General features: G+C 70.6%; 20 protein-coding genes and 1 pseudogene. 11 read left to right on the top strand and 10 right to left on the bottom strand.

Annotation, left to right across the window (positions count from 1 at the left end):
• The first annotated feature begins 24 nt into the window (after positions 1 to 24).
• Genes GH2_RS09030 through GH2_RS09020 form a run of 3 tightly spaced genes read left to right on the top strand, consistent with a single transcriptional unit; the run spans position 25 to position 4,447 of the window.
• Positions 25 to 702: a helix-turn-helix transcriptional regulator gene (locus GH2_RS09030; protein ID WP_066166153.1), complete on the top strand. Its 678-nt coding sequence runs from the start codon at positions 25 to 27 to the stop codon at positions 700 to 702.
• Positions 666 to 1,823, top strand: coding sequence for a DUF8744 domain-containing protein (locus GH2_RS09025; protein WP_244885347.1), 1,158 nt, complete (start codon positions 666 to 668; stop codon positions 1,821 to 1,823). Before GH2_RS09030 ends, GH2_RS09025 begins: the two co-directional genes overlap by 37 nt.
• Entirely contained in the window at positions 1,820 to 4,447 is a 2,628-nt protein-coding gene (locus tag GH2_RS09020; protein ID WP_066166147.1) for a multicopper oxidase domain-containing protein, read from the top strand. Before GH2_RS09025 ends, GH2_RS09020 begins: the two co-directional genes overlap by 4 nt.
• Before the next feature lie 50 nt (positions 4,448 to 4,497).
• Here GH2_RS09020 and GH2_RS09015 read toward each other — a convergent pair whose 3' ends face one another.
• The 3 genes from GH2_RS09015 to cofD are packed head-to-tail and all read right to left on the bottom strand — an operon-like array spanning position 4,498 to position 7,402.
• On the bottom strand, positions 4,498 to 5,064 hold the full coding sequence (locus GH2_RS09015; RefSeq protein ID WP_244885346.1) for an NUDIX hydrolase: 567 nt from the start codon (positions 5,062 to 5,064) through the stop codon (positions 4,498 to 4,500).
• Positions 5,061 to 6,401 carry a coenzyme F420-0:L-glutamate ligase gene (locus GH2_RS09010; RefSeq protein ID WP_066166143.1) on the bottom strand — a complete coding sequence of 447 codons (1,341 nt, stop codon included), beginning with the start codon at positions 6,399 to 6,401 and terminating at the stop codon, positions 5,061 to 5,063. The genes GH2_RS09015 and GH2_RS09010 overlap by 4 nt, the downstream gene beginning before the upstream one ends.
• Complete coding sequence (gene cofD, locus GH2_RS09005) at positions 6,398 to 7,402, bottom strand: 2-phospho-L-lactate transferase (protein ID WP_066166141.1); 1,005 nt, start codon at positions 7,400 to 7,402, stop codon at positions 6,398 to 6,400. Before cofD ends, GH2_RS09010 begins: the two co-directional genes overlap by 4 nt.
• 354 nt (positions 7,403 to 7,756) lie before the next feature.
• Here cofD and GH2_RS09000 point away from each other — a divergent pair.
• Positions 7,757 to 8,026: pseudogene (locus tag GH2_RS09000) on the top strand (WhiB family transcriptional regulator); the annotation flags it as partial.
• 97 nt (positions 8,027 to 8,123) lie between these two features.
• Here GH2_RS09000 and GH2_RS08995 read toward each other — a convergent pair.
• Complete coding sequence (locus tag GH2_RS08995; RefSeq protein WP_066166135.1) at positions 8,124 to 8,636, bottom strand: metallopeptidase family protein; 513 nt, start codon at positions 8,634 to 8,636, stop codon at positions 8,124 to 8,126.
• A 150-nt stretch (positions 8,637 to 8,786) separates the two neighbouring features.
• On the opposite strand from GH2_RS08995, the gene GH2_RS08990 reads away from it, so the two are divergent.
• From GH2_RS08990 to manA, 3 genes are all read left to right on the top strand, one after another.
• A complete protein-coding gene (locus GH2_RS08990) occupies positions 8,787 to 9,167 on the top strand; it encodes a DUF3499 domain-containing protein (protein ID WP_066166132.1) in 381 nt (126 codons plus the stop codon).
• 63 nt (positions 9,168 to 9,230) lie between these two features.
• Positions 9,231 to 10,343 carry a hypothetical protein gene (locus GH2_RS08985; protein ID WP_066166129.1) on the top strand — a complete coding sequence of 371 codons (1,113 nt, stop codon included), beginning with the start codon at positions 9,231 to 9,233 and terminating at the stop codon, positions 10,341 to 10,343.
• Positions 10,343 to 11,590: a mannose-6-phosphate isomerase, class I gene (gene manA / locus GH2_RS08980; RefSeq protein WP_066166124.1), complete on the top strand. Its 1,248-nt coding sequence runs from the start codon at positions 10,343 to 10,345 to the stop codon at positions 11,588 to 11,590. Before GH2_RS08985 ends, manA begins: the two co-directional genes overlap by 1 nt.
• 164 nt (positions 11,591 to 11,754) lie before the next feature.
• On the opposite strand, the gene glpX is transcribed toward manA, so the two are convergent.
• A complete protein-coding gene (gene glpX, locus GH2_RS08975) occupies positions 11,755 to 12,741 on the bottom strand; it encodes a class II fructose-bisphosphatase (RefSeq protein WP_066166122.1) in 987 nt (328 codons plus the stop codon).
• 108 nt (positions 12,742 to 12,849) lie between these two features.
• On the opposite strand from glpX, the gene GH2_RS08970 reads away from it, so the two are divergent.
• Entirely contained in the window at positions 12,850 to 13,419 is a 570-nt protein-coding gene (locus GH2_RS08970) for a DUF4245 domain-containing protein (protein WP_066166119.1), read from the top strand.
• Between the two features lie 4 nt (positions 13,420 to 13,423).
• Here the strand turns inward: GH2_RS08970 and GH2_RS08965 are convergent, their stop codons facing one another.
• Genes GH2_RS08965 through GH2_RS08955 form a run of 3 tightly spaced genes read right to left on the bottom strand, consistent with a single transcriptional unit; the run spans position 13,424 to position 15,680 of the window.
• Entirely contained in the window at positions 13,424 to 13,681 is a 258-nt protein-coding gene (locus tag GH2_RS08965) for an exodeoxyribonuclease VII small subunit (protein WP_066166116.1), read from the bottom strand.
• Positions 13,678 to 14,952 (bottom strand): exodeoxyribonuclease VII large subunit, encoded by a 1,275-nt coding sequence (gene xseA / locus GH2_RS08960; RefSeq protein ID WP_066166113.1) that lies wholly within the window; start codon positions 14,950 to 14,952, stop codon positions 13,678 to 13,680. Before xseA ends, GH2_RS08965 begins: the two co-directional genes overlap by 4 nt.
• Complete coding sequence (locus GH2_RS08955; protein WP_066166111.1) at positions 14,949 to 15,680, bottom strand: lipid droplet-associated protein; 732 nt, start codon at positions 15,678 to 15,680, stop codon at positions 14,949 to 14,951. The genes xseA and GH2_RS08955 overlap by 4 nt, the downstream gene beginning before the upstream one ends.
• Positions 15,681 to 15,714: 34 nt before the next feature.
• Here GH2_RS08955 and GH2_RS08950 point away from each other — a divergent pair, with 34 nt between their 5' ends.
• The gene (locus GH2_RS08950; protein WP_084247396.1) at positions 15,715 to 16,668 is read left to right on the top strand and encodes a 4-hydroxy-3-methylbut-2-enyl diphosphate reductase; all 954 of its coding nucleotides are present in this window, start codon (positions 15,715 to 15,717) and stop codon (positions 16,666 to 16,668) included.
• Between the two features lie 74 nt (positions 16,669 to 16,742).
• Here the strand turns inward: GH2_RS08950 and mycP are convergent, their stop codons facing one another.
• Positions 16,743 to 18,026 (bottom strand): type VII secretion-associated serine protease mycosin, encoded by a 1,284-nt coding sequence (gene mycP / locus GH2_RS08945; protein WP_066166105.1) that lies wholly within the window; start codon positions 18,024 to 18,026, stop codon positions 16,743 to 16,745.
• Positions 18,026 to 19,471: a type VII secretion integral membrane protein EccD gene (eccD, locus tag GH2_RS08940; RefSeq protein WP_066166103.1), complete on the bottom strand. Its 1,446-nt coding sequence runs from the start codon at positions 19,469 to 19,471 to the stop codon at positions 18,026 to 18,028. The genes mycP and eccD overlap by 1 nt, the downstream gene beginning before the upstream one ends.
• 153 nt (positions 19,472 to 19,624) lie before the next feature.
• Here eccD and eccCa point away from each other — a divergent pair, with 153 nt between their 5' ends.
• Positions 19,625 to 23,557, top strand: a complete 3,933-nt coding sequence (gene eccCa / locus GH2_RS08935; protein ID WP_066166100.1) for a type VII secretion protein EccCa — start codon at positions 19,625 to 19,627, stop codon at positions 23,555 to 23,557.
• Positions 23,554 to 24,735: a type VII secretion-associated protein gene (locus GH2_RS08930; protein ID WP_066166098.1), complete on the top strand. Its 1,182-nt coding sequence runs from the start codon at positions 23,554 to 23,556 to the stop codon at positions 24,733 to 24,735. The genes eccCa and GH2_RS08930 overlap by 4 nt, the downstream gene beginning before the upstream one ends.
• Positions 24,736 to 24,738 lie beyond the last annotated feature (3 nt).

Here is a 24,738-nt window from a genome sequence, read left to right as displayed (position 1 = left end):
GGAAAATTAAATACGGTTGAAGGCGTGAAAAAGAAATGGGGTCCGTCGCCTGCCGTCGGCCAGGCGCCTGCGACCGTCACCGGTCGCCAGGGCGAGGTGCTCCAGATCCTGCGCACGCACGCCGAATCCGACGACGACGACGGCGTGCGTGTGGCCGATGTGGCCGATGCCCTCGACCTCCATCCCAACACGGCCCGTGAACACCTCGATGCGCTGGTCGACAGGGGCCTGGCCGTCCGGAGCCGGGTGCACGACGGCGGCCGCGGACGCCCGGCCTGGACCTACTGCGCGGCGGAGCCTGCCACCGACCACCGCTTCGCGGCGTACCGTTCCATGGCGATCGTCCTCGCCGGGCATCTGGCGCAGTCATCGGCCGACCCTCAGTCGGCCGCCCGAGCCCTGGGGCGCGAGTGGGGCCGCGAACTGGCCTCCGACGTCGAATCGGATGCCCGGGCCCGCGTGGTCGCCGATCTGAGCCGCGTCGGCTTCGCGCCCGTCGCGCAGGCGGACGGCTCCCTGTCGCTCACTCGGTGCCCGCTCCTGGACGCCGCACGGCGCTACCCCGAGATCACCTGCCAACTCCACCTCGGGCTGGTCCGCGGCATCCTCGGCGACGACGAGCGGGCCGTGAATCCGGTCCTGCTGCCCTTCGCACGACGCGACTCGTGCCTTCTGCGACTGCCGTCGGCGCACCGGCCATGAGTCCGCGAGCCGTCGCCGACTCGGCGCGCCTGCGTCTGCTGTTGCTGATTCCCGGGGGCTTCGCGCTCCTCGTCGGGGTGGACGCGGCGCTGCTGCTCCTCGGCGTCGGGGCGCCAGTCACGATGAGTCGGTGGGCCGACGTGCACGGCGTCCTCATGGTGTACGGATTCGTCGGCACGGTGGTCGCGTTGGAGCGATCCGTGGCACTCGGGAAGCTGTGGGGCTACGCCGCGCCCGCGGGGCTCGGGCTCGGCGGCGTCGCCCTGGTGCTGGCGCCGCACCACGCGGTCGGGGGTGCGGTCATCGCTGCCGGTTCCGCGGTGCTGGTCGCCCTCTACGTGCCGCTGTGGCGGCGCAATGCGGCGACGGCTGTCCTGGTTCAGGGCTGCGGCGCAGTCCTGGCGTTCGGCGGGGCGCTGATGTACGCGGCCGGGGTCCCGGTGCCGTGGATCCTGCCGTGGCTCGGGGGTTTCCTGATCCTCACGATCGGGGGCGAACGGCTGGAGCTGGCGCGGGTCGCCTTCGTCGCGCCTGCCGTCGAGGCGATCGCGCTGGCGGCGACGGCGGCAGTCTTCCTCGCCGTCCCGGCGTCGTTGCTGTGGCCCGACGCAGGCTATCGCCTGCTGGGCGTCGCACTGGTGGGTGTGACCGGCTGGCTGCTGCGTCATGACGTGGCGGGCAAGACGGTGCGCGGCAGCGGGCTGCCGCGCTTCAGCGCCGTCTGCCTGCTGTCCGGGTATGCGTGGCTGCTGGTGGCGGGCGGGGTGTGGATCGTCGCCGGACCGGTGCGATCCGGCCCGGCGTACGACGCGTCGGCGCATGCGATCTTCCTCGGTTTCGTGATCTCGATGATCATGGCGCACGCACCGATCATCCTGCCCGCCGTGCTGCGCCGGCCGTTGCCGTACCGCCCGATCATGTACGCACCCGCCGTGCTGCTGCACGCGTCGCTGCTGCTGCGGATCGTCGTCGGCGACGGCGCCGACCTCGTCTGGGCCGTGCAGGCGGGCGGCGTGCTCAATGCGGTCGCCGTCCTCGGGTTCGCGGTGATCGCGGTGGCATCGGTGATCGTCGGGGCTCCCAAGCGCCCGGCGCCGGTCACTCGGGCGGCGACCGCATGACCCTTCGATCCTGGAACGTGCGTACCGGTCTGGTCGTCCTGACCTGGCTGGTGGCGCTGGTCGGCGTGACGATCGCGGGCGATGCGGTCCCGGCGTCGCACTGGCTGATGATCCACCTGTTGGGGCTGGGCGCGGCGAGCAACGCGATCCTCATCTGGAGCTGGTACTTCACCGAGGCGGTGCTGCGGCTCTCGCACACGGAGAGCCGCAGGTCGCAGGCCGCGCGGCTGCTGCTGTTCAACGCGGGTGCGGTGACGGTGGTGATCGGCTACGGCGTGGTCGGCGCCGCCGACGGCGGCGTCCGCGGCGGCACGTGGTGGGCGATCCTCGCGGGCGCACTGACGGCCGGCGCCGCGATCGCCTGGCACGGGGTCGACCTGGTGCGACGGATCCGGTCGGCGTTACCGTCGCGATTCGGCGGCATGGTCCGCTACTACGTCGCCTCGGCCGTCTTCCTGTTGGTCGGCGTCGGGTTCGGCGCGACGATGACGCGTGGCGATCTTCCGGGCGACTGGCCTGAACGCTCGGCGGTGGCGCACGCGGGACTCAACATCTTCGGCTGGGTCGGCATCACGGTGGTCGGCACGCTGGTGACGCTGTGGCCGACCATTCTGCGCACCCGGATGGCCGACGGGGTGGAGCGGGCCGCAGCCCGGGCGTTGCCGGTCCTGTGCGGCGCGGTGACGCTGCTGGTCGTGGGAGCACTCATCGGGGTGCTGACCGTCGCTGCGGTCGGCGTGGCGGCCTACGCGGCGGCGGTCGGATACATCGCGTGGTCGCACGCCGACGAAGTGCGCCGCAAGAAGCCGACCGGTTTCGCGAGCCTGTCGGTGCTGGCCGGTGTGCTGTGGCTGCTCGGCGGACTGGTCGTGCTCGCCGTCGCCTACGCGACGGCGCCGGACTGGGTCACGGCGTACGAGCGGCTGAACGTCCTCACCACCGCGCTCCTGGGCGGCTTCCTGGCCCAGGTGCTGCTCGGCGCGCTCAGCTACTTGATTCCGGTGGTGCTCGGCCGCAAGCCGTCCGCCACGCAGCAGTCGATGCGGGTGCTCGACCTCGGCGGGCCGCTCCGCGTCGGCGCCGCCAACGCAGGCCTGGCGGTGTGGGCGCTGCCGGGCGAGGGCTGGCCGCATCGGCTGGCCGCTGCCGTCGCCGTCGCGGCGCTGGCGAGCTTCATCCCGCTGGCGGTGTGGTCGGCGGTCAAGGCGCTCCGTCCGACCGAGACCGACGGTCCCAGACCCCGACCAACGCAGCGTCCCGGCGGGGTGGTCCTCGGCGCCCTCGCGGCGGGTGTGGCCGCCGTCGTGGTGGCGGGCGCCGTCGGCGTCGCGATCGACCCCGCATCGGTGGGTCTGACCGGCGGCAACCAGAGCGGGGTTGTCGCGACCGGCCACACGACAACGGTGCAGATCGGCATCGCCGGGATGCGTTTCACCCCCGGCCGGATCGTGGTGCCCCGCGGCGACCGACTCGTGATCGAACTGACCAACACCGGCGATCAGACGCACGACCTGGTGATGCCGACCGGCGCTCGGACGCCCCGCCTCGCCCCGGGGGATCACGCCGCCCTCGACGCCGGGATCGTCGGGACGTCGATGCAGGGGTGGTGCTCCCTCCCCGGCCATCGCCAGATGGGCATGGTGCTCGACGTCGTCGTCCCGGAGGCGCCCGCCCAGAACACGCCGTCCAGCACCACGCCCGATCGGCACGGTGAGACCGCCGACCTGGCCGCCGACCCCGGACCGGACTTCGTCGCCCACGATCCGCGGATGCCGCCGCTGCCCGCCGGCCGCGTCCATCGCATCACCCTCGACGTCCGTGACGTGGAGCGGCAGGTGGCGCCCGGGGTCACCGTCACGCAGTGGCCGTACGGCACCGTCGACGCCGATGGCCGGTATCGCGGCGGCGCACCCGGGCCCACGCTGCGCGGACGCGTCGGCGATCGCTTCGAGGTCACCCTCGTCAATTCGGCGTCGATGGGGCATTCGATCGATTTTCACGCGGGTTCGCTGGCGCCCGATCGGCCGATGCGGACCATCCAGCCGGGCGAATCGCTGAACTACACGTTCACCGCGACCCGCAGCGGCGTCTGGCTGTACCACTGCTCGACGATGCCGATGGCGACGCACATCGCCAACGGCATGTTCGGCGCAGTGATCATCGACCCGCCGAATCTGCCGGACGTCGATCAGGAGTACGTGCTCGTGCAGTCGGAGGTCTTCCTCGGCGGCCCCGACGGCACCGCGGACCCCGACAAGATCGCCGCCGAGAAGCCCGACCTGGTGGTCTTCAACGGCTACGCGAACCAGTACGACCACCGGCCGCTGACGGCGAGAGTCGGTCAGCGAGTTCGGATCTGGGTGCTTGCCGCCGGCCCGAACCGCGGGACGGCGTTCCATGTGGTCGGCGGCCAGTTCGACACGGTCTGGAAGGAGGGCGCGTATCTCCTGCGGCCCGACGGTCCGCGGTCGGGCGGCAGTCAGGTCCTCGACCTCGCGCCGGCCCAGGGCGGTTTCGTGGAGCTCACCTTTCCCGAGGCCGGTCACTATCCGTTCGTGACGCATGCGATGGTCGACGCCGAGCGCGGCGCCCACGGAGTCATCGCCGTCAGTCCGGCGCGCTGACGAACGCCCGTTGGATCTGCGCCCTGGACGGGCTCAGATCCGACGACGGTTCACGCGCGCAGGGCGTCTCGACCGACCTCGATCAGTGTCGGCACCGATTCGGCGTCGATCTGCTCGGGAAGCGCGTCCACCGGCCACCAGGCCAGATCGGTGGATTCGTCGCTGATGACGATATCCGGCAGCGAGCCGTCGGCCGTCGCCGCGGCGACAGCGGCGTACCGGACGTCGAGGTGCCGGGTCGGCACGCCGAGAGAACAGGTGATCGGGTGCGTGTGCAGCTGGACGGGATCGCTCGACAGCGTCAGTGACCCGAGTCCGGACTCCTCGAGCCCTTCGCGCAGAGCGGCGGCGGAGAGGCTGTCGTCTTCGGGCTCGCAGTGCCCGCCGAGCTGCAGCCACTTGCCGACTCGCGGATGCAGCGTCAGCAGCACATGGGTCAGCTCCGCATTGAAGACGATCACCGAAGCGGTCAGATGGCCTGCCTCGCAGGCGCGTTCGCACCCGTTCTTTGCGGCGGAGAGGAACGCCAGGTAGGCGTGCCGGATCGAGTCCTGGTGCGGGTTCGGCGCCGCCCAGTCGGCCAGGGCGCTCATCGCCTTCGCGTGCAGTGTGGTCACAGCTCCACCACCAGTCCGTCGGTGGCCGCGGGGGCGCGGAGTCCTGCGGGCTGCGCCGGATGGCCGATCGCGACGGCGCCCAGCGGCTGCCAATGCTGCGGCAGCTCGAGTTGCTCGCGGACCACGTCGGCCGCGAAGATCGTCGATCCCACCCAGCAGCTGCCGATCTCCCGCGCAGACAGCGCCACCAGCAGCCCGGCGACGGCGGCGCCGCCCGCCACCAGGAACATGGTGTTCTCGCAGCCGTTTCGGCGCTCATCCGGGTAGTCGTGCATGCCGTCGCCGGTCAGGACCGGGATCACCAGTTCCGGTGCGTCGTACAGGATCTGGCCGCGTTGGACCCGCTTGGCGATGGACTCGGGCGTCTTCTGGTCGGCGGACAGGTCGGTCCGCCAGGCGTGCGCCATCGCGTCCAGCAGGCGGCGGCGGCGATCGGCGTCGCGGATCCAGAGGAAGCGGATCGGATGGGTGTGGTGGGGTGCGGGAGCGGTCAGCGCGTCCGCGAATGCGGCGTGCATCGTCGCCGGGTCGACGGCGTCGTCGGCGAAGTGTCGTACCGATCGACGGGTCAGCAGTGCTTCGCGATGTCCCTGCGCGAGCGCCTCCTCGACGCCGAGACGGAACATGTCGTCGTCGAGATCGCGCACCAGGTCGCGCGCCGCGGTGCCGTCGTCGACGTACGGCATGCCGCGGACCACGGCGACGGGCACGCCGTCGAGCTTGCCCTTCACTAGGTCGCCCGCCGCGGCGAGCTCGTCGGCGACGGCGATGTCGGTGACGAGCAGCGTGTTGCCGTACCCGTCGTCGATGCCGTCGTAACCGTGGCTGACGGCGATGCCTGCGGCCCCGATCGCGACATCGGTCTGTCCGGTCCGCCAAGCCCGTCCCATGGTGTCGGTGACGATGACGGCCACGGCGAGTCCGTGCTCCTCGGCGAGCCGGGTGCGCAGGCGCGCGGCGCTGGCGTCCGGGTCGAGCGGGAGGAGGGCGATCTGATCGGTGCGGACGTTGGAACCGTCGACGCCGGCGGCGGCCTGCACCAACCCGTTGCGGTTGGCCGTGATGAGCGTGCGGTTGCGGCGTGCGACGACGCGGACGGTCTCATCGTCGATCAGCTTGCGGCGGAAGGCGTCCCGCTCGTCCGGATCCGTCGGTGCGGCGACCATGCGGCCCTCGGTCTTGGAGAACACCTTGCTCGTCACCACCAGCACGTCGCCGTCGACGATCCAGGGCGCGGCGGCGACGATCTCAGCGGCGAGATCGCTGTCGGCGTCGAACTCGCCGAGGCCGGTGATCGGCAGGATCTGCAGTCCCTCGGGGGCCCGGTGATCGGTCACGGGACGCTCACCCCGACCAGCCGGCAGGCCGCCCGAATCATCTCCGCGGTGGCGGACGGGTCGGTCATCAACAGGGGCGCGGAGGCGATGGCGATGCCGTCGACCGCGGCGTCGTCGCCCTCGGCGATCAACCAGCCGTCGAGGATGCCGTTGCCGCTGCGCGCGCCGTAGTGCTCGGCGATGCCCTGGGCCGAGCTCTCGACGCCGATCACCGACAGGCAGGCGTCGGCCATGCCGCGCAGCGGTTTGTCGGCGATCACCGGGCTGATGCCGACGACCGGCGCCGACGTCTGGCGCAGCGCACCGCGGATCCCGGCGACCGAGGTGATGGCACCGATGCTGACGACCGGGTTGCTGGGGGCCAGCAGCACGATGTCGGCGTCGGAGATCGCTTGCAGCACACCGGGCCCGGGCTTCACTTCGTCGCGCCCCACCTGGGCGAACCCGTGCGTCGGGACGTCGGCGCGGTACCGGACCCACCACTCCTGGAAGTGGATGGCGACGCGTTCGCCGTCGTCGCCGTCGGGCTTGTCGATCACCACGTGGGTCTCGTGCCGTTGATCGCTCGCAGGCAGCAGTCGGACGCCGGGCTGCCATCGTCGGCTCAGCGCGGCGGTGACGTCCGAGAGCGGATAACCCGCCTCCAGCATCTGCGTGCGGATCAGGTGCGTGGCCAGATCACGGTCGCCGAGGCCGAACCAGTCGGGGTCGGCACCGTAGGCGGCGAGCTCCTCCTTGGCGTTCCACGTCTCGTTGCGGTGACCCCAGCCGCGCTCCGGATCGATCCCGCCGCCCAGCGTGTACATGCAGGTGTCGAGATCGGGACAGATGCGCACCCCGTGCATGTACGCGTCGTCGCCGACGTTGACGACCGCGGTCACCGTGGTCGCCGGGTCGGGATCGTCTGCGAGTTGAGGAAAGGGCGTGCGTCCGAAGAGTTCGCGTGCGCCCTGCAGAAATCGGGCGCCGCCGACGCCGCCCACGAGTACCGTCACCTTCACAGCAACCCACTTTAGGCACGCCCCCTGTGACCGCGCGCTCCACGTCCGTTCGACGGCACCGTGAGCCGGCGTGGGCGGGTGCGCGACACGCCGATCGACTGCGCGATTTGTCTCGGTGGCACGGATTCGTCGGAGGCCGGTGGTAGGAAGGAATCTTCTGCTTCCGCTTGACCGCGATGGTGGCGACCGTGTCTAATCACAACTGTGTCATTCACGGTTTCACCGATCGATGACCACCAATCAGAGGGCCGTTCTGATTGCGGGGATGTAAGTCAAGTCTGCTAGCAGGGAGGTGCCAGGATGACTTTGGAAGCGGGCGAGGGGGCTGGCCCGGTCAGCTACACGCCGATGAATCGCCACCTGACGGTGGTCCCGAACGACTTCGAGGAGTTGTTCGACGCGGTCGAGGAGCAGTGGCAGGATCGCGCACTGTGTGCTCAGACCGACCCGGAAGCGTTCTTCCCGGAGAAGGGCGGTTCCACGCGCGAGGCCAAGCGCATCTGCCAGGGCTGCGAAGTCAAGGCCGAATGCCTGGAGTACGCGCTGCACAACGATGAGCGTTTCGGGATCTGGGGTGGACTCTCCGAGCGTGAACGCCGCCGCCTGAAGCGAGGCATCATCTGAGCTGCCCACGGGCAGTCCACGACTTTTCGACCCCTCTCGGATCGGCTACCTCCCGCCGGTCGGATGAGGGGTCGAGTCGTTTTCGTCAGTCGGCCTGCTAGTCCTCGTCGGGACCGTCTTCCACGGTCTCCTCATCGACGCCGAGATACGTCGCCACCTGCTCGATCAGCACCTCCCGCAAGATCTCCGGCAGGTCCTCGGCGTCATGCGCGCGCAACTCGAGCGGTCGGCGGAACAGGATGATCTGGGCGCGCGTCGGACGACCGGAGACGTCGACGCCGGCGGGGATCAGGCGGGCCAACGGCACCTGTCCGTCCGCCGTCACGTCGTCGGGCCACTGCACCGGTTCATCGCTGCGGGGCAGCATCCGCGGGATGTCGTCGACGGCCACGTCGAGTCCGGTGAGGTGGTCGTGCCAGCGTGCATCGATCTCGGTGAACGCCTCCACCGCTGCGGCGTCGAACAGATCCGACCGGGTCTTGTGGCCGGGGAGGGCGGCGGGCATCAGCGGGCCGCGTAATCCGCGGCCGCGCCGGTCGCTGCGGAGCCGGCGCGGCGGCGGGCCCAGGAGTTCGCGTCCGGGCCGCATCGGAACGAGTCGATAGGCCATGCCTTCAGCATAGGGCGTGCCTGGGTCGTGCAGTGTCCGCAGACGCGCCACACCGAGCGTGTCGATTGTCCGGTCCGGCCGCAGAGACGATAGGCTGGCCGCGTGAATGTCCCTCGTCAGTGCTGCAGGCCCGGCTGTTCTCGTATCGCCGTGGCGACTCTGACGTTCGTCTACGCCGAATCGACCGCCGTGATCGGTCCGCTGTCGGCAGCCGACGAACCCCACTCGTGGGACCTGTGTTCGCAGCACGCGGACCGCATCACCGTTCCGGTCGGCTGGGAGATGCTGCGCAGCGAGAGCCGTTTTCAGCAGCCCGCCGAGGATCACGAGCTCACCGCCATCGCCGAGGCGGTCCGCGAGGCCGCGGTCGGGACCAACGCGCCGCGTGCCGGGTTCCTGGCCAACGCCGATCTCGACGAGGTGGCGCGTGGTCGTCACCGTGCCCAGCCGCATCCGGGATCGGCTCCGACCGTCACACCGCGTCCCGGACGTCGTGGGCACCTGCGCGTGCTCCCGGACCCGGTCGACTGACGCTGACGACCCGGGATTCCGCTCGTGCCTCTTTCGGAGCGAGCGAACACTAGGCTGTGATGCATGTCCGCGCTCACCACTGACCTCGACGACGTCGACGCGTTGCTCGTCGCCGATCGCGACGGGCTGCTCCGGGCTGCCGCGATGGCGGGCGCCGGCGTGCGTGCGGTGTCGCAGGCGCAGGCCGAAGGCGTGCTGGAGCGGCTCGCGGACCTGCGTCCGCGCGCGCTGGTCGTCGTCACCGGGAACGACGCCGTGGCTCGTCGCGCGGCCGATCTCGTCGTCGCGACCGTCGCCCCGCGCATCGATGTCCCGATCGCGGTCTCACCGCTCCTGCCCGGCTGGATCGGTCCGCTCGACGTGGTGGTGATCATCGGCGACGACGCGGGCGATCCGGCGTTGGGCGACGCCGCGATGCGTGCGCTGCGCCGACGCGCCGAACTGGTGGTGGCGGTCCCGATCGAGGGTCCGCTGACCGATGCCGTCGGCACGCAGCCGATCGTCGACCTGTCACCGCGACTGGCGGTCGACGCGCGATTCAGCTTCTGTCGGTTCGTCGCCGCGCTCGTCGCCGTGTGCACGGCGCTCGCCGCCGTCCGCCTGGCGCCCGCGCCGCCGGCGCTGGCCGAGGTCGCCGATCGGCTCGATGACGAGGCCGCCGCCGATCATCCGGCGCAGGAGAGCTTCCACAACCAGGCCAAATTGCTCGCCCTGCGGGTGGCCGACCGGTCGGTGGCCTGGGCCGGTGATACCGCGGGAGCGGCCGCCCTGGCCGCACATGCGGCGGCGGTGACCTTCGCGGTGGCGGGCAGTGTCTCGCAGGCGGCGACGGAGCCGGTGGTCGCAGCGCATCTGCGCGCGAGCGGACCCGCGGCCGCCGCGACCGATCAGCTCTTCTACGACCCCGACTTCGACCCGCCGCGGGCGGGCGCATTCCGGGGGATCGTCTTCACGACGACGGCTCGCGCATGGCACGCCGAGCGTCGACTGGCCGCCTTCTCCGACGTCGACGTCGTCGCCGAACAGGCGACCGGCGCCGAGCCGACGACTCAGGTCGAGCTCGGCGCGGGAGAGCCGCCTGCGGACACGCCTGCCGATCTGGCGGCGTATCTGGTGTTGGCACTGCGCGCCGAATTGGCGGCGGTGTTCGTTCGATTGATGGGAGAAGCGGCCTGATGAAGCTGCTGGCTGGAGTAGTGCGACCGTACGCATGGGGATCGCGTACCGCACTCGCCGAGTTGCGCGGCACACCGAGTCCTTCTGCGCATCCCGAAGCCGAGCTGTGGTTCGGCGCGCACCCGGCGTCGCCCGCACAGATCGTCGGCGCCCTGGACGGGCCGAGCGATCTGTTGAGCGCGATCGACGCCGACCCCGACGGCGAACTGGGCACGGCGACGACCGAGGCCTTCGGTCCGCGGCTGCCGTATCTGCTGAAGATCCTGGCGGCCCAGGAGCCGCTGTCGTTGCAGGCCCATCCGAGTCTCGAGCAGGCGATCAGCGGCTTTGAGCGGGAGAACGCCGCAGGCCTGGCGATGGATGCCGCCGACCGCAATTATCGCGACCCGTCGCATAAGCCGGAGCTCGTGGTCGCGGTCACCGAGTTCGACGCACTGGCCGGATTCCGCGACCCCCGGCAGACAGTGGAGCTCCTGACGCTGCTGGCCGTCCCGGCACTCGACCCCTACCTCGGCATGCTGGCGGAACAGCCGGACGAGACGGGCCTGCGCGCAGTGTTCACCACTTGGCTCACCCTGCCCGAATCGGTCATCGGCGCCCTGGTGCCGGACGTGCTGGAGGGAGCGGTGCGGGTGCTCGGCGACGGCGGCGACCGGTTCGTCCTGGAGTTGCGCTCGTTGCTGGAACTCGGCGAGGCCTACCCGAGCGACCCCGGTGTGCTGGCGTCGCTGCTGTTGAACCGAGTCCGACTGCAGCCGGGCGAAGCGATGTACCTGTCGGCAGGCAATCTGCACGCGTACCTGCACGGGATGGCCGTGGAACTGATGGCGAACTCCGACAACGTGCTGCGCGGGGGACTCACGCCCAAGCACATCGACGTCCCGGAGCTGTTGCGGGTCCTCGACTTCCACCCGGTGACCCTGCCCGAACTCATGCCGCAGATGCACAGCCTCGGCGCCGAACGGATCTACGTGACGCCCGCGGCGGAGTTCCGCCTCTCGCGGGTGGAGTTGGACGCGACCGGGCTGCACGCGGCGCAGTCGATCAGCTTCGACATGGCGGGCCCGCAGGTCCTCGCCGTCCTGTCCGGGCGGATCGCTGTGGAGGGCGCCGAGGTCGGCGCACTGAAGGCGAGTCCGGGCGACGCCGTCTGGCTCGCCGACAGCGATCCGGACGTGACGGTTCGGGCGATGTCGAGTGAGCCCGCGGTCTTCTTCCGCGCTATCGTCCCCGACATCCAGCGATAGCGCTCCTGCCGAGCGCGTCGTCGGCAGCCCTCGATCGTCGCTCGGCCGAACAGTGTCGGCCGCAGCCCCTCACGTGTGAAAGATCTCGGCTCCCGAACCGACCTCACGGGCCAGTTCGGGAGCCGAGAACATCTCGCGTGCGCGAGAAATCGATCAGGGAGCGATCAGAGATCGAGACGTGCGTACTCGCGGAGCTTCGAGGTCTGGTGAACGGCCTCGATGGTGCGGATGGTGCCCGACCGGGACCGCATGACCAGCGACCGTGTGGTGGCGCCGTTGGGGCGGTAGGTGACGCCGCGCAGCATGTCGCCGTTGGTGACGCCGGTGGCGCAGAAGAAGGAGTTCTCGCCCTTGACCAGGATGTCGTTGGTGAGGACCTGATCGAGGTCCAGGCCTGCGGCGATCGCCTTCTGCCGCTCGGCGTCGTCCTTCGGCGCCAGCTTGCCCTGGATCTCGCCGCCCATGCACTTCATCGCCACGGCGCTGATGATGCCCTCGGGAGTGCCGCCGACACCCATCAGCATGTCGACGGTGCTGTACTCGCCCGCAGCCGCGATCGCGCCGGCGACGTCGCCGTCCGAGATGAGGCGGATCTTGGCGCCTGCCTCGCGGATCTCGTGGATCAGGTCCGCGTGGCGGGGGCGGTCGAGCACGACCACCGTCAGGTCAGCGATGTCGATGCCCTTGGCGGCGGCGACGGAGTTGATGTTCCACTCCACCGACTGGTCGATGTCGATGGCGCCCTTGGCGGCGGGTCCGACGGCGATCTTGTTCATGTAGAACACGGCGGACGGGTCGTACATGGTGCCGCGCTCGGACACCGCGATGACCGCGATGGAGTTCGGGCGGCCCTCGGCCATCAGCGTGGTGCCGTCGATCGGATCCACGGCGACGTCGACCTCGGGACCCTCGCCGTTGCCCACGACCTCACCGTTGTACAGCATCGGGGCTTCGTCCTTCTCGCCCTCACCGATCACGACGGTGCCGCGCATGGAGACCGTCGAGAGGAGCTCGCGCATGGCGTCCACCGCCGCGCCGTCGCCTGCATTCTTGTTTCCTCGGCCGACCCACCGGCCGGCAGCGAGGGCGGCGGCCTCGGTGACTCGGACCAGCTCCATGGCCAGGTTGCGATCGGGGGCTTGCTTCGTCATTCGAACTCCACTTTCGTTGCGAACCTAGATGAGGTCTAGGCCTCAATTCTTTCATGCCGGGGACCGGCGATTGGCTGCGGGCAGTCGCCGACTGCGATACTCGACAGCATGGCCGACAAACCCCGGATCCTTCACGACAGCAAAGATCTCATCTGGTCGCTCATTCCGCTCGCGCTGATCGCGCTTCTGGTGGCGGGCATCAGCGGCAGTTGTTCGTTCGGCTTCGGGAACTCGGCCACCCAGCACACCATTCCCAGCTTCGACGCCAAGGCGGGCCTGCAGGCCGACGCCGACACGATGCCCTTCCCGATCCGGGAGCCGGCGCTGCCCGCCGACTGGAAGTCGAACTCCGGGACCACGCAGGACGTCGGGAACTCGGTGTCCAGCAACGTCGGCTGGATCACCCCGGACGGCGTCTACGTCCAGCTGACGCAGACGGCGGCCGTCGAGGACTCGCTCGTCTACAAACTGCTCTCGGACAAGGCGGTCGGTGAGGGCGCCGTCGACGTCGACGGTCAGAAATGGGTGAAGTACGCCGGTGACGAGGACAAGCTGGCGTGGGTCGCCGACTTCGGCGATGTGCGGATCGCCGTCGTGAGCCGCGACGAGGCGGCGATGTCCGTGATGGCGAAGGCCGTGACGCGGGCGGAGCCGCTCGCGGTCAAGCAGCGACCGTAGCGAACTAGTCTTCGTCTTCGTCTTCGTCGTTGTCGTCGTCGCCGTCGGAGTTGAGGGCGGCTTCGATCCGCCCCCGAGCGCCTTCCAAGTGGGCGGTGCAGCGCTGCGCCAGCGCCTCGCCGCGCTCCCACAACGCCAGCGACTCGTCGAGGCCGAGGCCCCCGCGTTCGAGCGTTGCGACCACCTCGGTCAGCTCGTCGCGGGCCTGCTCGTAGTCGAGCTCGGCGACGGGTACGCGGTGGTCGGCACCGGGTTCGGTCACTGCGGATCCTCCTGGGTCGATGGGTGCTGGGGGCGAGCGGCGTCGGAACGGGTGATCACCGCGGCGGCGGAGCCGTCGGCGACCCGGATCCGCACCTCCCCGCCGTCGGGCAACTCCGCGATCGAGCGGACGGCGCGTGGCTGGTCGATGTCGGTGCGCTGGACCACCGCGTATCCGCGGGCCAGGGTCTGCGCAGGTCCCAACGTCGCGAGTTGAGCCGCGAGGCGCTCGGTCCGATGCTCTTCGACAGTCACCAGATGCCTGGTGCTGCGGCGGATGTCGCGGACGGCGGCGTCGACGCGGTCCTGGCGGTCGTCGATCATGCGCAGGGGATTCGCGAGGACCGGCCGGGAGCGCAGTCCCTCGACGACGCGCTCCTCGCGGTGCACCCAATTGCGGAGCGCACCCGCGCTGCGGCGGCGGAGTTCGGCGATGGCGCGCAACTCGGCCGTCACATCGGGCACCACCCGTTTCGCGGCGTCGGTGGGCGTGGCCGCGCGGACGTCGGCGACCAGGTCGAGCAGCGGGGTGTCCGGCTCGTGTCCGATGGCACTGACCACCGGTGTACGACAGTCGGCGACCGCGCGCAGCAGCGTCTCGTCGGAGAAGGGGAGCAGGTCTTCCACGCTGCCGCCGCCGCGGGCGATGATGATGACCTGAACGTGGGGATCGTCGTCGAGCAGGGCGAGCTGTTCGATGATGGCAGGGACCGCCGTCGGACCTTGGACGGGCGTGTCGCGGACGTCGAATCGGACGGACTCCCACCGGGCGGCCGCGACGGCGAGGACGTCGCGCTGCGCGGCGCTCGCTCGACCGGAGATGAGGCCAACGGTGTGCGGCAGGAACGGCAGCGGGCGCTTGCGACGGGGATCGAACAGGCCTTCGGCGGCGAGCAGTGCCTTGACGCGCTCGATGCGCGCCAGGAGTTCGCCGATGCCGACCGGTCGGATGTCGGTGATGCGCAACGACAACGTGCCGCGCCCGGCGTAGAAGTTTGGGCGACCGTAGACGACGACCCGGGCGCCCTCGGTCAGGGGGACGGCGCTGCGCTGCAGCAGCATCGGATCGCATGTCACCGACAGCGACATGTCCGCTGCTGGATCACGCAGGGTGAGGAAGGCGGTCCGGGTGCCGCGGCGGACGTTGATCTGAGTGAGCTGTCCCTCCACCCAGACGGCGCCGAGGCGGTGAATCCAGTCGGCGATCTTGAAGCTGATGGTTCGGACCGGCCACGGATTCTCCGCGGTGTTCGCCTGCTCGGGCGAGGTCATTGCGTGGATTCAGACTTCTTCTGCTGGCTGGCGATGCGATTGTCGATCATCGTGACGAAGGGCGTCCGATTCCGGCCGGCCTTCTCGAAGGCGAGGAGTTCGCTGAGCTCGTCCGCGCCGAGCCCGCGGACCTTGGCGCGCAGCTGCGCGAGCGTCAGGTGCGGGTAGTCGATGGCGGCGACCGTCTCCGGCAGCGGGCCGTCGGCAGGGTCGTCGGAGGTCGACCCGGCAGCTTCGACGTCGACAGGCGCGGAGCTGTACAGCGCGAAGCGGCCGGTGGCGGCGGGCGCGGCACCGTTGGCGGCTGTGCCGTTGCTCTCATCCGCGGCGGCCTGTTCCGTGCCGTCCGGAGCCGCTGTCGCGGCGGTGTTCACCGGGCTCGACGGCGTCGTCGGAGCGTCATCGACGGCGGCGTCCTCGGAGGCGGTCGGCAGGGTGGACGGGGCGTCGGCGAGGAGCGGCGTGGAGGTCTCGGCGGTGTCGTCGTCCTCGTCGAAACGAGCCCATTCCGGCTGCTCGTCGGCCTTGTCGCACAGCGGTGCCAGGAGCTCGTCGCCCTTGATTGCGAGCTCGGCGATGTTCTGCTGAAAGCGCATACCGGCCTGCAGGCCACGGCTCACCGCGGTCATCGGCAGCGTGATGACGCGGGTGGGCAGTTTACGGGTTTCCTCGATGGTCGTGGCGACCAGACCGGCGACCACGCGGGCAGGGTACGGAGGACGGCTCATGTAAATACTGTCTCACAGACGTACGCTGGGGCTCATGGCTGATAGTAAGCGCGTCCTTCTCGCGTCGCCCCGTGGTTATTGTGCAGGCGTCGACCGGGCCGTGGAAACAGTCGAGCGGACCCTCGACAAGCACGGCGCGCCGGTTTACGTCCGCAAGGAGATCGTTCACAACCGTCATGTGGTCGAGACCCTGCAGGAGCGCGGGGCGATCTTCGTCGACGAGACCGATGAGGTGCCCGAAGGCGCCACCGTGGTGTTCTCCGCGCACGGTGTCTCGCCGGAAGTGCACAAGAACGCCGCGGAGCGGCAGCTGCGCACCATCGACGCCACCTGCCCGCTGGTCACCAAGGTGCACCAGGAGGCCAAGCGGTTCGCGCGCGACGACTACGACATCGTCCTGATCGGGCACGAGGGTCACGAAGAGGTGGAAGGCACCGCGGGGGAGGCGCCCCAGCACATCCAGGTGGTGGACGGGCCGGACGCCGTCGACTCGGTGACGGTGCGGGACGAGGAGCGCGTCATCTGGCTCTCACAGACCACGCTGTCGGTGGACGAGACGATGGAGACGGTCAAGCGGCTGCGGGAGAAGTTCCCGCTGTTGAACGATCCGCCGTCGGACGACATCTGCTACGCCACCCAGAACCGTCAGGTCGCGGTGAAGGCGATGGCACCGAAGTGCGACCTGGTGATCGTCGTCGGCTCGCAGAACTCGTCGAACTCGCAGCGGTTGGTGGAGGTGGCGCTGCAGAACGGTGCGCAGGCCTCGTACCTGGTCGACTACGCCCGAGACATCGATCTGTCCTGGCTCGAGGGCGTGAACACCGTCGGCATCACCTCGGGCGCGTCGGTGCCCGAGGTCCTGGTGCGCGGGGTGCTCGACCTGCTGGCCGAGCACGGCTACCAGGACGTCGAGACCGTCACGACGGCGGAGGAGACCCTGACCTTCGCGTTGCCGCGGGAGTTGCGCCCGGCACGTACCACGCGCTGACCCACGTCAGACGCACGTAATTTTCTCGGCTCCCGAACCGACCTGATCGTCGGGTTCGGGAGCCGAGAAATTTGTCATGACGGACGCCTGCGCTTAACCAGCCAAAGACCGGCCAGGCAGGCGGCCGAGAGCGCGACACCGCCGACAACCAGCGACAGTCCCGAGTCGGTGTTCGGTACCGGCGTCGGTGGTGCGAACCGTCGCGGCGTGGCGACGACCGGATCGGCGACCGGGATCGGCGGCGTCGCGACCGCGGCGACCGGATCGATGACTCCGCTGCCGACCGCGGCGTCGTGGCCGCCGCCGTGCGCGGTCCGCACGATCTGCGCGACTACCTCGGTGGCGGAGGCCCGCGGATGACGCGAGCGGATCAGCGCGGCGAGCCCGCTGACGTACGGTGCGGCGTAACTGGTGCCTGCGAGCGGCGCCGTACCCTCAGCGGTGCGCAGGCCGTCGACCAACCGTGCCCCGCCCGGTCCGGGGGCCACGCTCACCACGTCGGTGCCGGGCGCGGCCACCCCGACCCACGGCCCTCGGAGGCTGAACGGCGCAGGCGTCCCGGTCGGTTCGACGGCGCCCACCGCCAACACCAGCGGCGACAGCCGTGCCGGGGTCACCGACGTGCGGACCTGCGCACGCGCAGTCGCGGACGATGCCGCGCCGGCCGGATTCTGTTCGCGACAGGCGGTGGTGTCGGTGAGGTTGCCCGCCGCCACGACCACGACCACATCCTTGGTGCGCGCCCGTGTCAGCGCGGCGGTCAGAACTCGGTCGCCGGAGGTGTCGCCGGGCGCGGTGCACGCGACCTCGGAGATGTTGACGACCTGTGCGCCCAGCTCGACCGCACGATCGACGGCGGCCGCCAGCGTCTCGATCGGGCCGTAGCCTGCGCCGACCACGGCCGCCCCGCGGTCGGGCCGCTTGGCGCTGAACGCGCCGCTCGACTGCCGGATCGAGATGATCGTCGCGTCCGGTGCGACGCCGACGAAGTCGTCGGCCGCGGAGGGCCGGCCCGCGATCACGCCGGCGACAAGGGTGCCGTGGGCATCGCAGTCGGACAGCCCGTCGCCGTCGCTGACGAAGTCGCCGCCCGCGATCACCCGCGGCAGCCGTGGGTGCGGGTCCACACCGGTGTCGATGACGGCGACCTTGACGCCCGCGCCCGTACTGAACCGATGCGCGGCCTCGAGACCGAGCAATCGATGCCCGGCCGGCGCGTCGGTGGTGGTCGCGGTGGTCGCGACCGCGCACTTCGCACGCTGTTCGGTGGGTTCGGGTGGCGCGGCCGCTGCGACGCCGATCCCGCACGCGGACCACAACACGGCGATCGCGGTGGCAGTGGTGATTAGTGTGCGCATCACAGGTGACGGATGGTCTGGTACACGCCGAGCACCCACAGCAGCAGCGGGACCAGGGACACCAGCACCGCGTACTCGACGATCTCCGCGGCGCGGACGGCCGGCGGCGAGTAGTCGCCGCCCGCCGCGACGGTGCCGAGCAGCAGCGCGCCGACCGCGACGGCCACCACCGCGGCGAACACGGTGAACGCACTGGGCCCGGTCCCGGCGACGAGGACCGCGAGGGGTGCGAGGACGGCGGTGACGCCCGCGCCGACGACCACGATGGCCGAGTGGAGTCGATCCGCGTGGGTGCGTCCGCGTCCGGCCACCGCGGCCACCGTGCACGCGCTGAACACGAGCGCCACCGTCGAGCCGTCGGCGGAGGCCGCGACGACGACGGTCGCCAGTGCGCACACGACCGTCGCCCCGGCCAGGATCCCGGTGAGGATCGCTGCCGTCGTCGCAGCACGGTCGGCCACCGTCCGCAGATCGCCGAGGGCGAGTTCGGCGATGGCACCGATCGGATCGCGATCGGCCAAGCGCAACGCATCCACCCCGTCGACCTGCGACGGCTCGTCCTGTGCCGCCGGATCCGGCGGCAGGGTCGGCACGGTGGGCAGGGGGAGTCGGCCCAGCGCGATCGCGGCGCGGGGCGCCAGCAGGACCACTACAACGGCGAGCACCGCGACCACGGCGGCGATGTCCCCGGCGGGCCGCGGCCACAGGGCGGCGAGACCGCCCGCAGCGGTGGCGAGGACCGCTCCGGTCGCGATGGCGACGTGCACGGCGGGGGCATGACCGACGACGCGATGCCCGACGGTCGCGATCGTTCCGGCGGCGGCCGCAGCCAGCGCCACCTGCGCACCGGCGCCGACCGTGGGAACCAGGATCGAGGCGGTCAGCGCACCCAACACGGCGGCGCCGATCGTCGCTGCCGTCCCGGTCCGAGGATCGGTCCCGAGGCGCCGAGCGGTTAGTGCCACGGTCAGCAGGACGGTCGCGCCGATCGCCGCGGTCGCGAGCACGGCCGGACGGTCGTCGGTGGCGGCCACCCGCCCCGCGGGGACTGCGGCCAATAGGCCGACGATGAACAGTGCGTAGCCGATTCGGCGTGACGACGCCGCCGTCCAGCCCGGGCGATCGTGCCGGAGCGCGGCGGCGACACCGTCGGCGACGTCGTCGACCAGCGGCGATCGGGCGTCAGCGCGATCAGCGCGGACGATCAGCAGATCGCCGTCGAGAACACCGGCCTGGGCCAGCGTCTCCGCCGGTGCGAGGCGTGATCCGTCGATCCGGCCCAGTGTCCAGGCGGCGGGCGTGCCGTCGTGACTGACGCGGAGCGCGCCGAGCAGGTCGGGTATCAGCGCTGCGAGCGGGACGTGTGCGGGCAACCCGGAATCGAGTTGCGTGGTCCCGCCGAGAATCGAGATCCGGACCAGCTCCGGTTCTGTCGAAACGGTCATTTCGTCACCTTCCCCCAAGGTTCCTGGTAAAAAATCATCCATCGCGCTGCGGCGAGGATGCCGTCGACCTAATCACGACGGGAAGCCGTCAGTGCGACAAATGGGGGAAATCGCCCGATCTCGGATCGGGCGGTCAAGACGCTGGGGGCTCAGATGAGCAGTGCAACAATCGGATTCGCACGTCGACCGCGGGTGGCTGTGCCGGAGGCAGCGGAGGGCGAACTCGAGCTCACCGGGCCGCCGGAACTCTCGCGCGGCGTACCGCCCAGCATGCTGATCCGGTTGCTGCCCGTCGTGATGGTCGTGGCCGTCGTCGGGATGGTCGGGATGATGTTCGTGACCGGCGGGGCGGGTGCGCTCAGCAATCCGCTGTTCATGATGTTTCCGCTGATGATGGTCATGTCGATGGTCGGCATGTTCGCCTCCGGCGGTCGCGGCGGACCCCAACGCGCGGCGGAGCTCAACGAGACCCGGAAGGACTACCTCCGTCACCTCGGACAACTGCGCGAAACGGTCGCCGACACCGCCGCTCAGCAACGTGAGGCGGCCTGGTGGCTGCACCCCGAGCCCAGCGCGCTGCTGGGCTTCGTCGGCGCCCGGCGGATGTGGGAGCGGCGCCTGTCCGACGACGACTTCGGCCAGGTCCGAGTGGGGCTGGGCAGCCACCGGTTGGCGACGGCATTGGTGCCGCCCGAGACGCCGCCGAGCGACGACCTGGAGCCGGTGTCGGCGCTGGCGCTCCGCCGATTCGCCGCGGCGCATGCGGCCGTGGACGACCTGCCGACCGCCGTCGCGCTCCGCAGCTTTCCGGCGGTGAGCATCGGCGGTCCGCACGACGAGGCATACGGGCTGCTGCGCGCGATGCTCTGCCAGCTGGCCGTCTTCCACGGACCCGATCACTTGCGGATCGCGGTGGTCGCCGATGATCCGCTCGACAGCGCCTGGGACTGGATCAAGTGGTTGCCGCACGTCGGGCATCCGGTCCGCCGCGACGCCCTCGGCGCGGCCCGAATGGTGTATCCCACCCTCGCCGCCCTCGCTGCGGACCTGGACGACGACCTGTCGGCGCGGGTCGGATTCAGCCGAACGGCAGACTCGCAGGCGTCGACCCATCTGCTGGTGGTGGTGGACACCGACGCCGTTGACGTCGAGGACGAGTTGATCGGCGGCGCAGGTCTGGACGGCGTCACGGTGATCGGTCTCGGCGACGCGCCCAGCCCGCTCGCCGCACAGCGCGGGCTGCAGCTGGTGGTGCTCGGCGAGCGGATCGCGGCCCGCACGGCCGCCGGCCTCGAGGACTTCGCCGTCGTCGACCGGTTGGTTGCGGCGGACGCGGAGGCGGTGGCACGGCGGCTCGCGCGCTACCGCCTCGCGTCGTTCGACGCGATGCTCGATCTCGACACTCCGCTCGTCGCCGCCGACCCCGGACTGCCTGCGCTGCTGGGGATCCCGGACGCCGGAGGGTTCACGCCGCAGGCGGGCTGGCGCGGGCGGAGCGGACGCGATCGGCTCCGCGTCCCGATCGGTTACACGCCCGACGGTGCTCCCGTTCACCTCGATCTGAAAGAGAGCGCGCACGGCGGCATGGGGCCGCACGGTCTGTGCATCGGTGCCACGGGTTCGGGTAAATCGGAACTGCTCAGAACGCTGGTGCTGGCGCTCATCGCCACCCATTCGCCGGACGAGCTGAATCTGGTGCTCGTGGACTTCAAAGGTGGGGCCACGTTTCTCGGATTAGAGCAGTCAATGCATGTAGCCGCTGTCATCACCAACCTGGAACAGGAGTTGGCGATGGTCGACCGCATGGCCGACGCACTGTCCGGGGAACTGAACCGTCGTCAGGAACTGCTGCGCGCGGCGGGCAACTTCGCGAACGTCACCGACTACGAGGATGCGCGCGCGGCGGGTGCGCCGCTGGACCCGCTGCCCGCCCTGTTCATCGTCGTCGACGAGTTCTCCGAACTGCTCGCCCAGAAACCCGAGTTCGCCGACCTGTTCGTCGCGATCGGCCGACTGGGGCGGTCACTGCACATCCACCTGCTCCTCGCCTCCCAGCGATTGGAGGAGAGCAGGCTGCGCGGCCTGGACAGCCATCTGTCGTACCGGATCGGTCTGAAGACCTTCTCGGCCAACGAGTCCCGCACGGTGCTCGGCGTCCCGGACGCCTATCACCTACCGAACTCGCCGGGCGCGGCGTACCTGAAGTGCGACTCGGCGACCCCGACACGCTTCAACACCTGCTTCGTGTCCGGTCGGTACCACCCGCCCGCGACCGTCGACGGCCGGGGCGCGGGGAGCGCAGCGGCCGGCACTGCGCCGATCCCATTCACCACCGCCGACGTTCCGATCCCCGAGCGAGACGTCGTCGACGACGAGCGCGCCGACGACTCCAGCGGCGCTACGGTGCTGGCGACGCTGATCGAGGCGATCGCGGGCCACGGTCGTGCGCCGCATCAGGTGTGGCTCCCACCGCTGGAGGCCGCGACCACGCTCGACGCCCTGACGCCGGTCGCCGACTCCGGCGGGCTGGCCATCCCGTACGGCGTCATCGACCGGCCGTACGAGCAGCGGCGCGACGTCGCCTGGCTCGACGTCTCCGGTGCGGGCGGTCACGTGGCCGTGGTCGGCGGACCGCAGTCGGGCAAGTCCACCACGCTGCGGACGCTGATCTGCGGCGCCGCGCTGACGCACACCCCGGAGCAGACTCAGTTCTACTGTCTCGATTTCGGCGGCGGCACGCTGAGTGCGCTGGCCGGGCTTCCGCACGTCGGAGCAGTGGCGACCAAGACCCAGCTCGACACCATCCGGCGGACGCTCGCCGAGATCGACGGTGTCGTGGCTCGGCGGGAGCAGATCTTCGCCGACCACGGCATCGAAAGCATGCGCGAGTACCGGGCGGCGCGGGCGGAAGGGAGATTCGCCGACGACCCGTTCGGCGACGTCTTCCTCGTCATCGACGGCATCGGTGTGCTGCGCGCCGACTTCGAGATCCTGGAGGACAAGGTCAACGCCTTGGTGTCCGGCGGACTGGCGTACGGGATCCACGTGATCGTCGCGGCGTCCCGCTGGGGCGAGATCCGTCCGGCGATGAAGGATCTCATGACCGGGCGGATCGAACTGCGGCTCGGCGATGCGCTCGATTCCGAGATGAGTCGACGGGCGGCCGCGGGCGTTCCCGTCGGGCGTCCCGGCCGCGGACTCACCGCGGAGGAGAAACACCTGCTGGTGGCGCTGCCGCGGATCGACGGTGTCCCGGACGCCACGACGGTGTCCACTGGCACCGCGAGCCTGGTCGCGGACGTCGCCGAGCGATTCGGCGGGCGAGCGGCGCCGCGGGTGCGGACCCTGGCGCGCACCGTCGGTTTCGACGAGCTGACCGTCTCTCCGTCGCAGGGGCGGATTCCGCTGGGACTGTCGGAGACGGACCTGGGGCCGTGTCTGCTCGATTTCGACGCCGAACCGCACCTGCTCGTGTTCGCCGACGTGGAGTCGGGCAAGACGGAGATGCTGCGAACCGTGGTGCGGGGCATCGTCGGCAGCGGTGCGCCGGATGAGGTGAAGGTGGTCCTCGTCGACTACCGTCGCGGTCTGCTGGGTGCGGTGCCGGAGGACTACCTCGGCGGTTACGCCAGCTCGGATCGCACGGCGCGCCCGATGATGGCCGAGCTCGCCGAGTTCTTCGAGGCACGACTGCCGGGCGACGACGTGACCGCCGAGCAGCTGCGCGCACGGTCGTGGTGGTCGGGCCCGACCGTCTACCTGGTCGTCGACGACTACGACCTGGTGTCCACCTCGTCCGGGAACGCCCTGCTTCCGCTGGTCGAACTCCTCGGCCACGGTCGTGACATCGGTTTCCGCGTGATCCTGACGCGTCGCTCCGGCGGTCTCGGACGTGCGCTGTTCGACCCGGTGATCGCCTCGCTGCGGGACCTCTCGTGCGACGTCCTGCTGATGAACGGCGACCCCGACGAGGGGTACGTGGTCGGGCGGCACCGGATGCAGCGTCTGCCCGCGGGGCGCGGCGAGCTCATCTCCCGCAACCATCCGCCCGAGATCGTGCAGGTCGCGATCGGGGACCCGTCGTGACCGGGCCGGTGCTCGACCTCGCCTACGGCCGCGTCGAGGTGACCGACCACGTCCTCGACGTGACGCCGATACTCGAGGACATCGACTCCGCGCCGCGCCGCGCCCGCGCGCGATCGACGCTCGCGGACCTCGTCCGACGGGCAGGCGTGCGGACGGCGGTGCTGGTGCCCACCGTATGGGGACCCGTCCGTACCGAAGCGATGACGAGCGAACTGCGCGCCGTGGGCCTTCACTGCCCGACGATTCCCCGTGCCGTGGCGATCGCTGCGTCGCACGCCGATTCCGCAACCCGGATCGTCGTCGTCGAGACCGGCCTCGTGCCGACGACGGGCGAGCATTGGAGTGCACACACGGTGACGCGCGAGGACGGCCGTTGGGTGTTGGGACGGGGCGCGGTGACGTCGCCGCATCAGATTCGCGGCGATCCCGACTGGAGGCAGATGCTGCAGCAGACCCGCGGCGTCGTCGTCGACGGTCCCGATCCGGACGTCAACGGCCGTGCCGTCCGCCTGCTCCACGACACGTTCGGCGTGCGGGCGGCGGTCGTCGATCGAAGTCGGCTCACTGCTTTCGGCGGTCGGGTCCGGCTCGCGACCGGTGCCGACCTCCTCGCCGGTCTGCCGCTGCCGCCGACCCCGAGACGACGCCGCAGCGGCCGCGCCCTGGCCGGTGTCTCGGCGCTGTTGACGGTCGCCGCGATCGGGGCCGCCGCCTGGACTCACTGGCCGCGCGCCACCGTGCCCGACCGACAGACCGTGCAGGTGGGAGCGGCGCAATTCGCCGTCCCCGGAGCGTGGTTGCGGACCGATCAGGCGACGGAGGGGCGCGGCACCGACCGCGCGGTGTTCGCCTCCCCGGACGATGGTCGCCGGTTGATCGTCGTGGTGTCCCGACTGCGATCGGGTTCCACACCGTCGTCGGTCGCGGAGAGCCTGCGCAACCGGATCGCGCAGCGGGGTGACGACGCGGTCGCCGAGTTCTCCGCCGACCTCGATTACGCGGGTCGCCGCGTGATCGGCTATCGCGAGAATCCCGCATCCGGTGCGTCCGTCGCCTGGTATGTGACGGTCGACGGCACCGCGCAGATCAGCATCGGCTGTCAGCAGGGCACCGGGGAGGCGTCGATCGACGCCGCCTGTCGGCAGGCGGTGGGGTCGGCACGGGCCCGCGCCGACTGACGC

The organism is Gordonia hydrophobica NBRC 16057, from assembly GCF_001592365.1.
GTDB lineage: Bacteria > Actinomycetota > Actinomycetes > Mycobacteriales > Mycobacteriaceae > Gordonia > Gordonia hydrophobica.
Note: the sequence above shows the minus strand (reverse complement) of the source record. Positions and strands in the feature narration are given on the sequence as shown.

Bases quoted from the DNA above. Each gene is read 5' to 3' on its own strand.
- manA (WP_066166124.1), top strand. From the start codon at position 10,343: ATGAAGCTGCTGGCTGGAGTAGTGCGACCGTACGCATGGGGATCGCGT.
- GH2_RS08955 (WP_066166111.1), bottom strand. From the start codon at position 15,680: ATGAGCCGTCCTCCGTACCCTGCCCGCGTGGTCGCCGGTCTGGTCGCC.
- GH2_RS08995 (WP_066166135.1), bottom strand. From the start codon at position 8,636: ATGGCCTATCGACTCGTTCCGATGCGGCCCGGACGCGAACTCCTGGGC.
- mycP (WP_066166105.1), bottom strand. From the start codon at position 18,026: ATGCGCACACTAATCACCACTGCCACCGCGATCGCCGTGTTGTGGTCC.
- xseA (WP_066166113.1), bottom strand. From the start codon at position 14,952: ATGACCTCGCCCGAGCAGGCGAACACCGCGGAGAATCCGTGGCCGGTC.
- eccD (WP_066166103.1), bottom strand. From the start codon at position 19,471: ATGACCGTTTCGACAGAACCGGAGCTGGTCCGGATCTCGATTCTCGGC.
- GH2_RS08950 (WP_084247396.1), top strand. From the start codon at position 15,715: ATGGCTGATAGTAAGCGCGTCCTTCTCGCGTCGCCCCGTGGTTATTGT.
- glpX (WP_066166122.1), bottom strand. From the start codon at position 12,741: ATGACGAAGCAAGCCCCCGATCGCAACCTGGCCATGGAGCTGGTCCGA.
- GH2_RS09020 (WP_066166147.1), top strand. From the start codon at position 1,820: ATGACCCTTCGATCCTGGAACGTGCGTACCGGTCTGGTCGTCCTGACC.
- GH2_RS08985 (WP_066166129.1), top strand. From the start codon at position 9,231: ATGTCCGCGCTCACCACTGACCTCGACGACGTCGACGCGTTGCTCGTC.
- eccCa (WP_066166100.1), top strand. From the start codon at position 19,625: ATGAGCAGTGCAACAATCGGATTCGCACGTCGACCGCGGGTGGCTGTG.
- GH2_RS08970 (WP_066166119.1), top strand. From the start codon at position 12,850: ATGGCCGACAAACCCCGGATCCTTCACGACAGCAAAGATCTCATCTGG.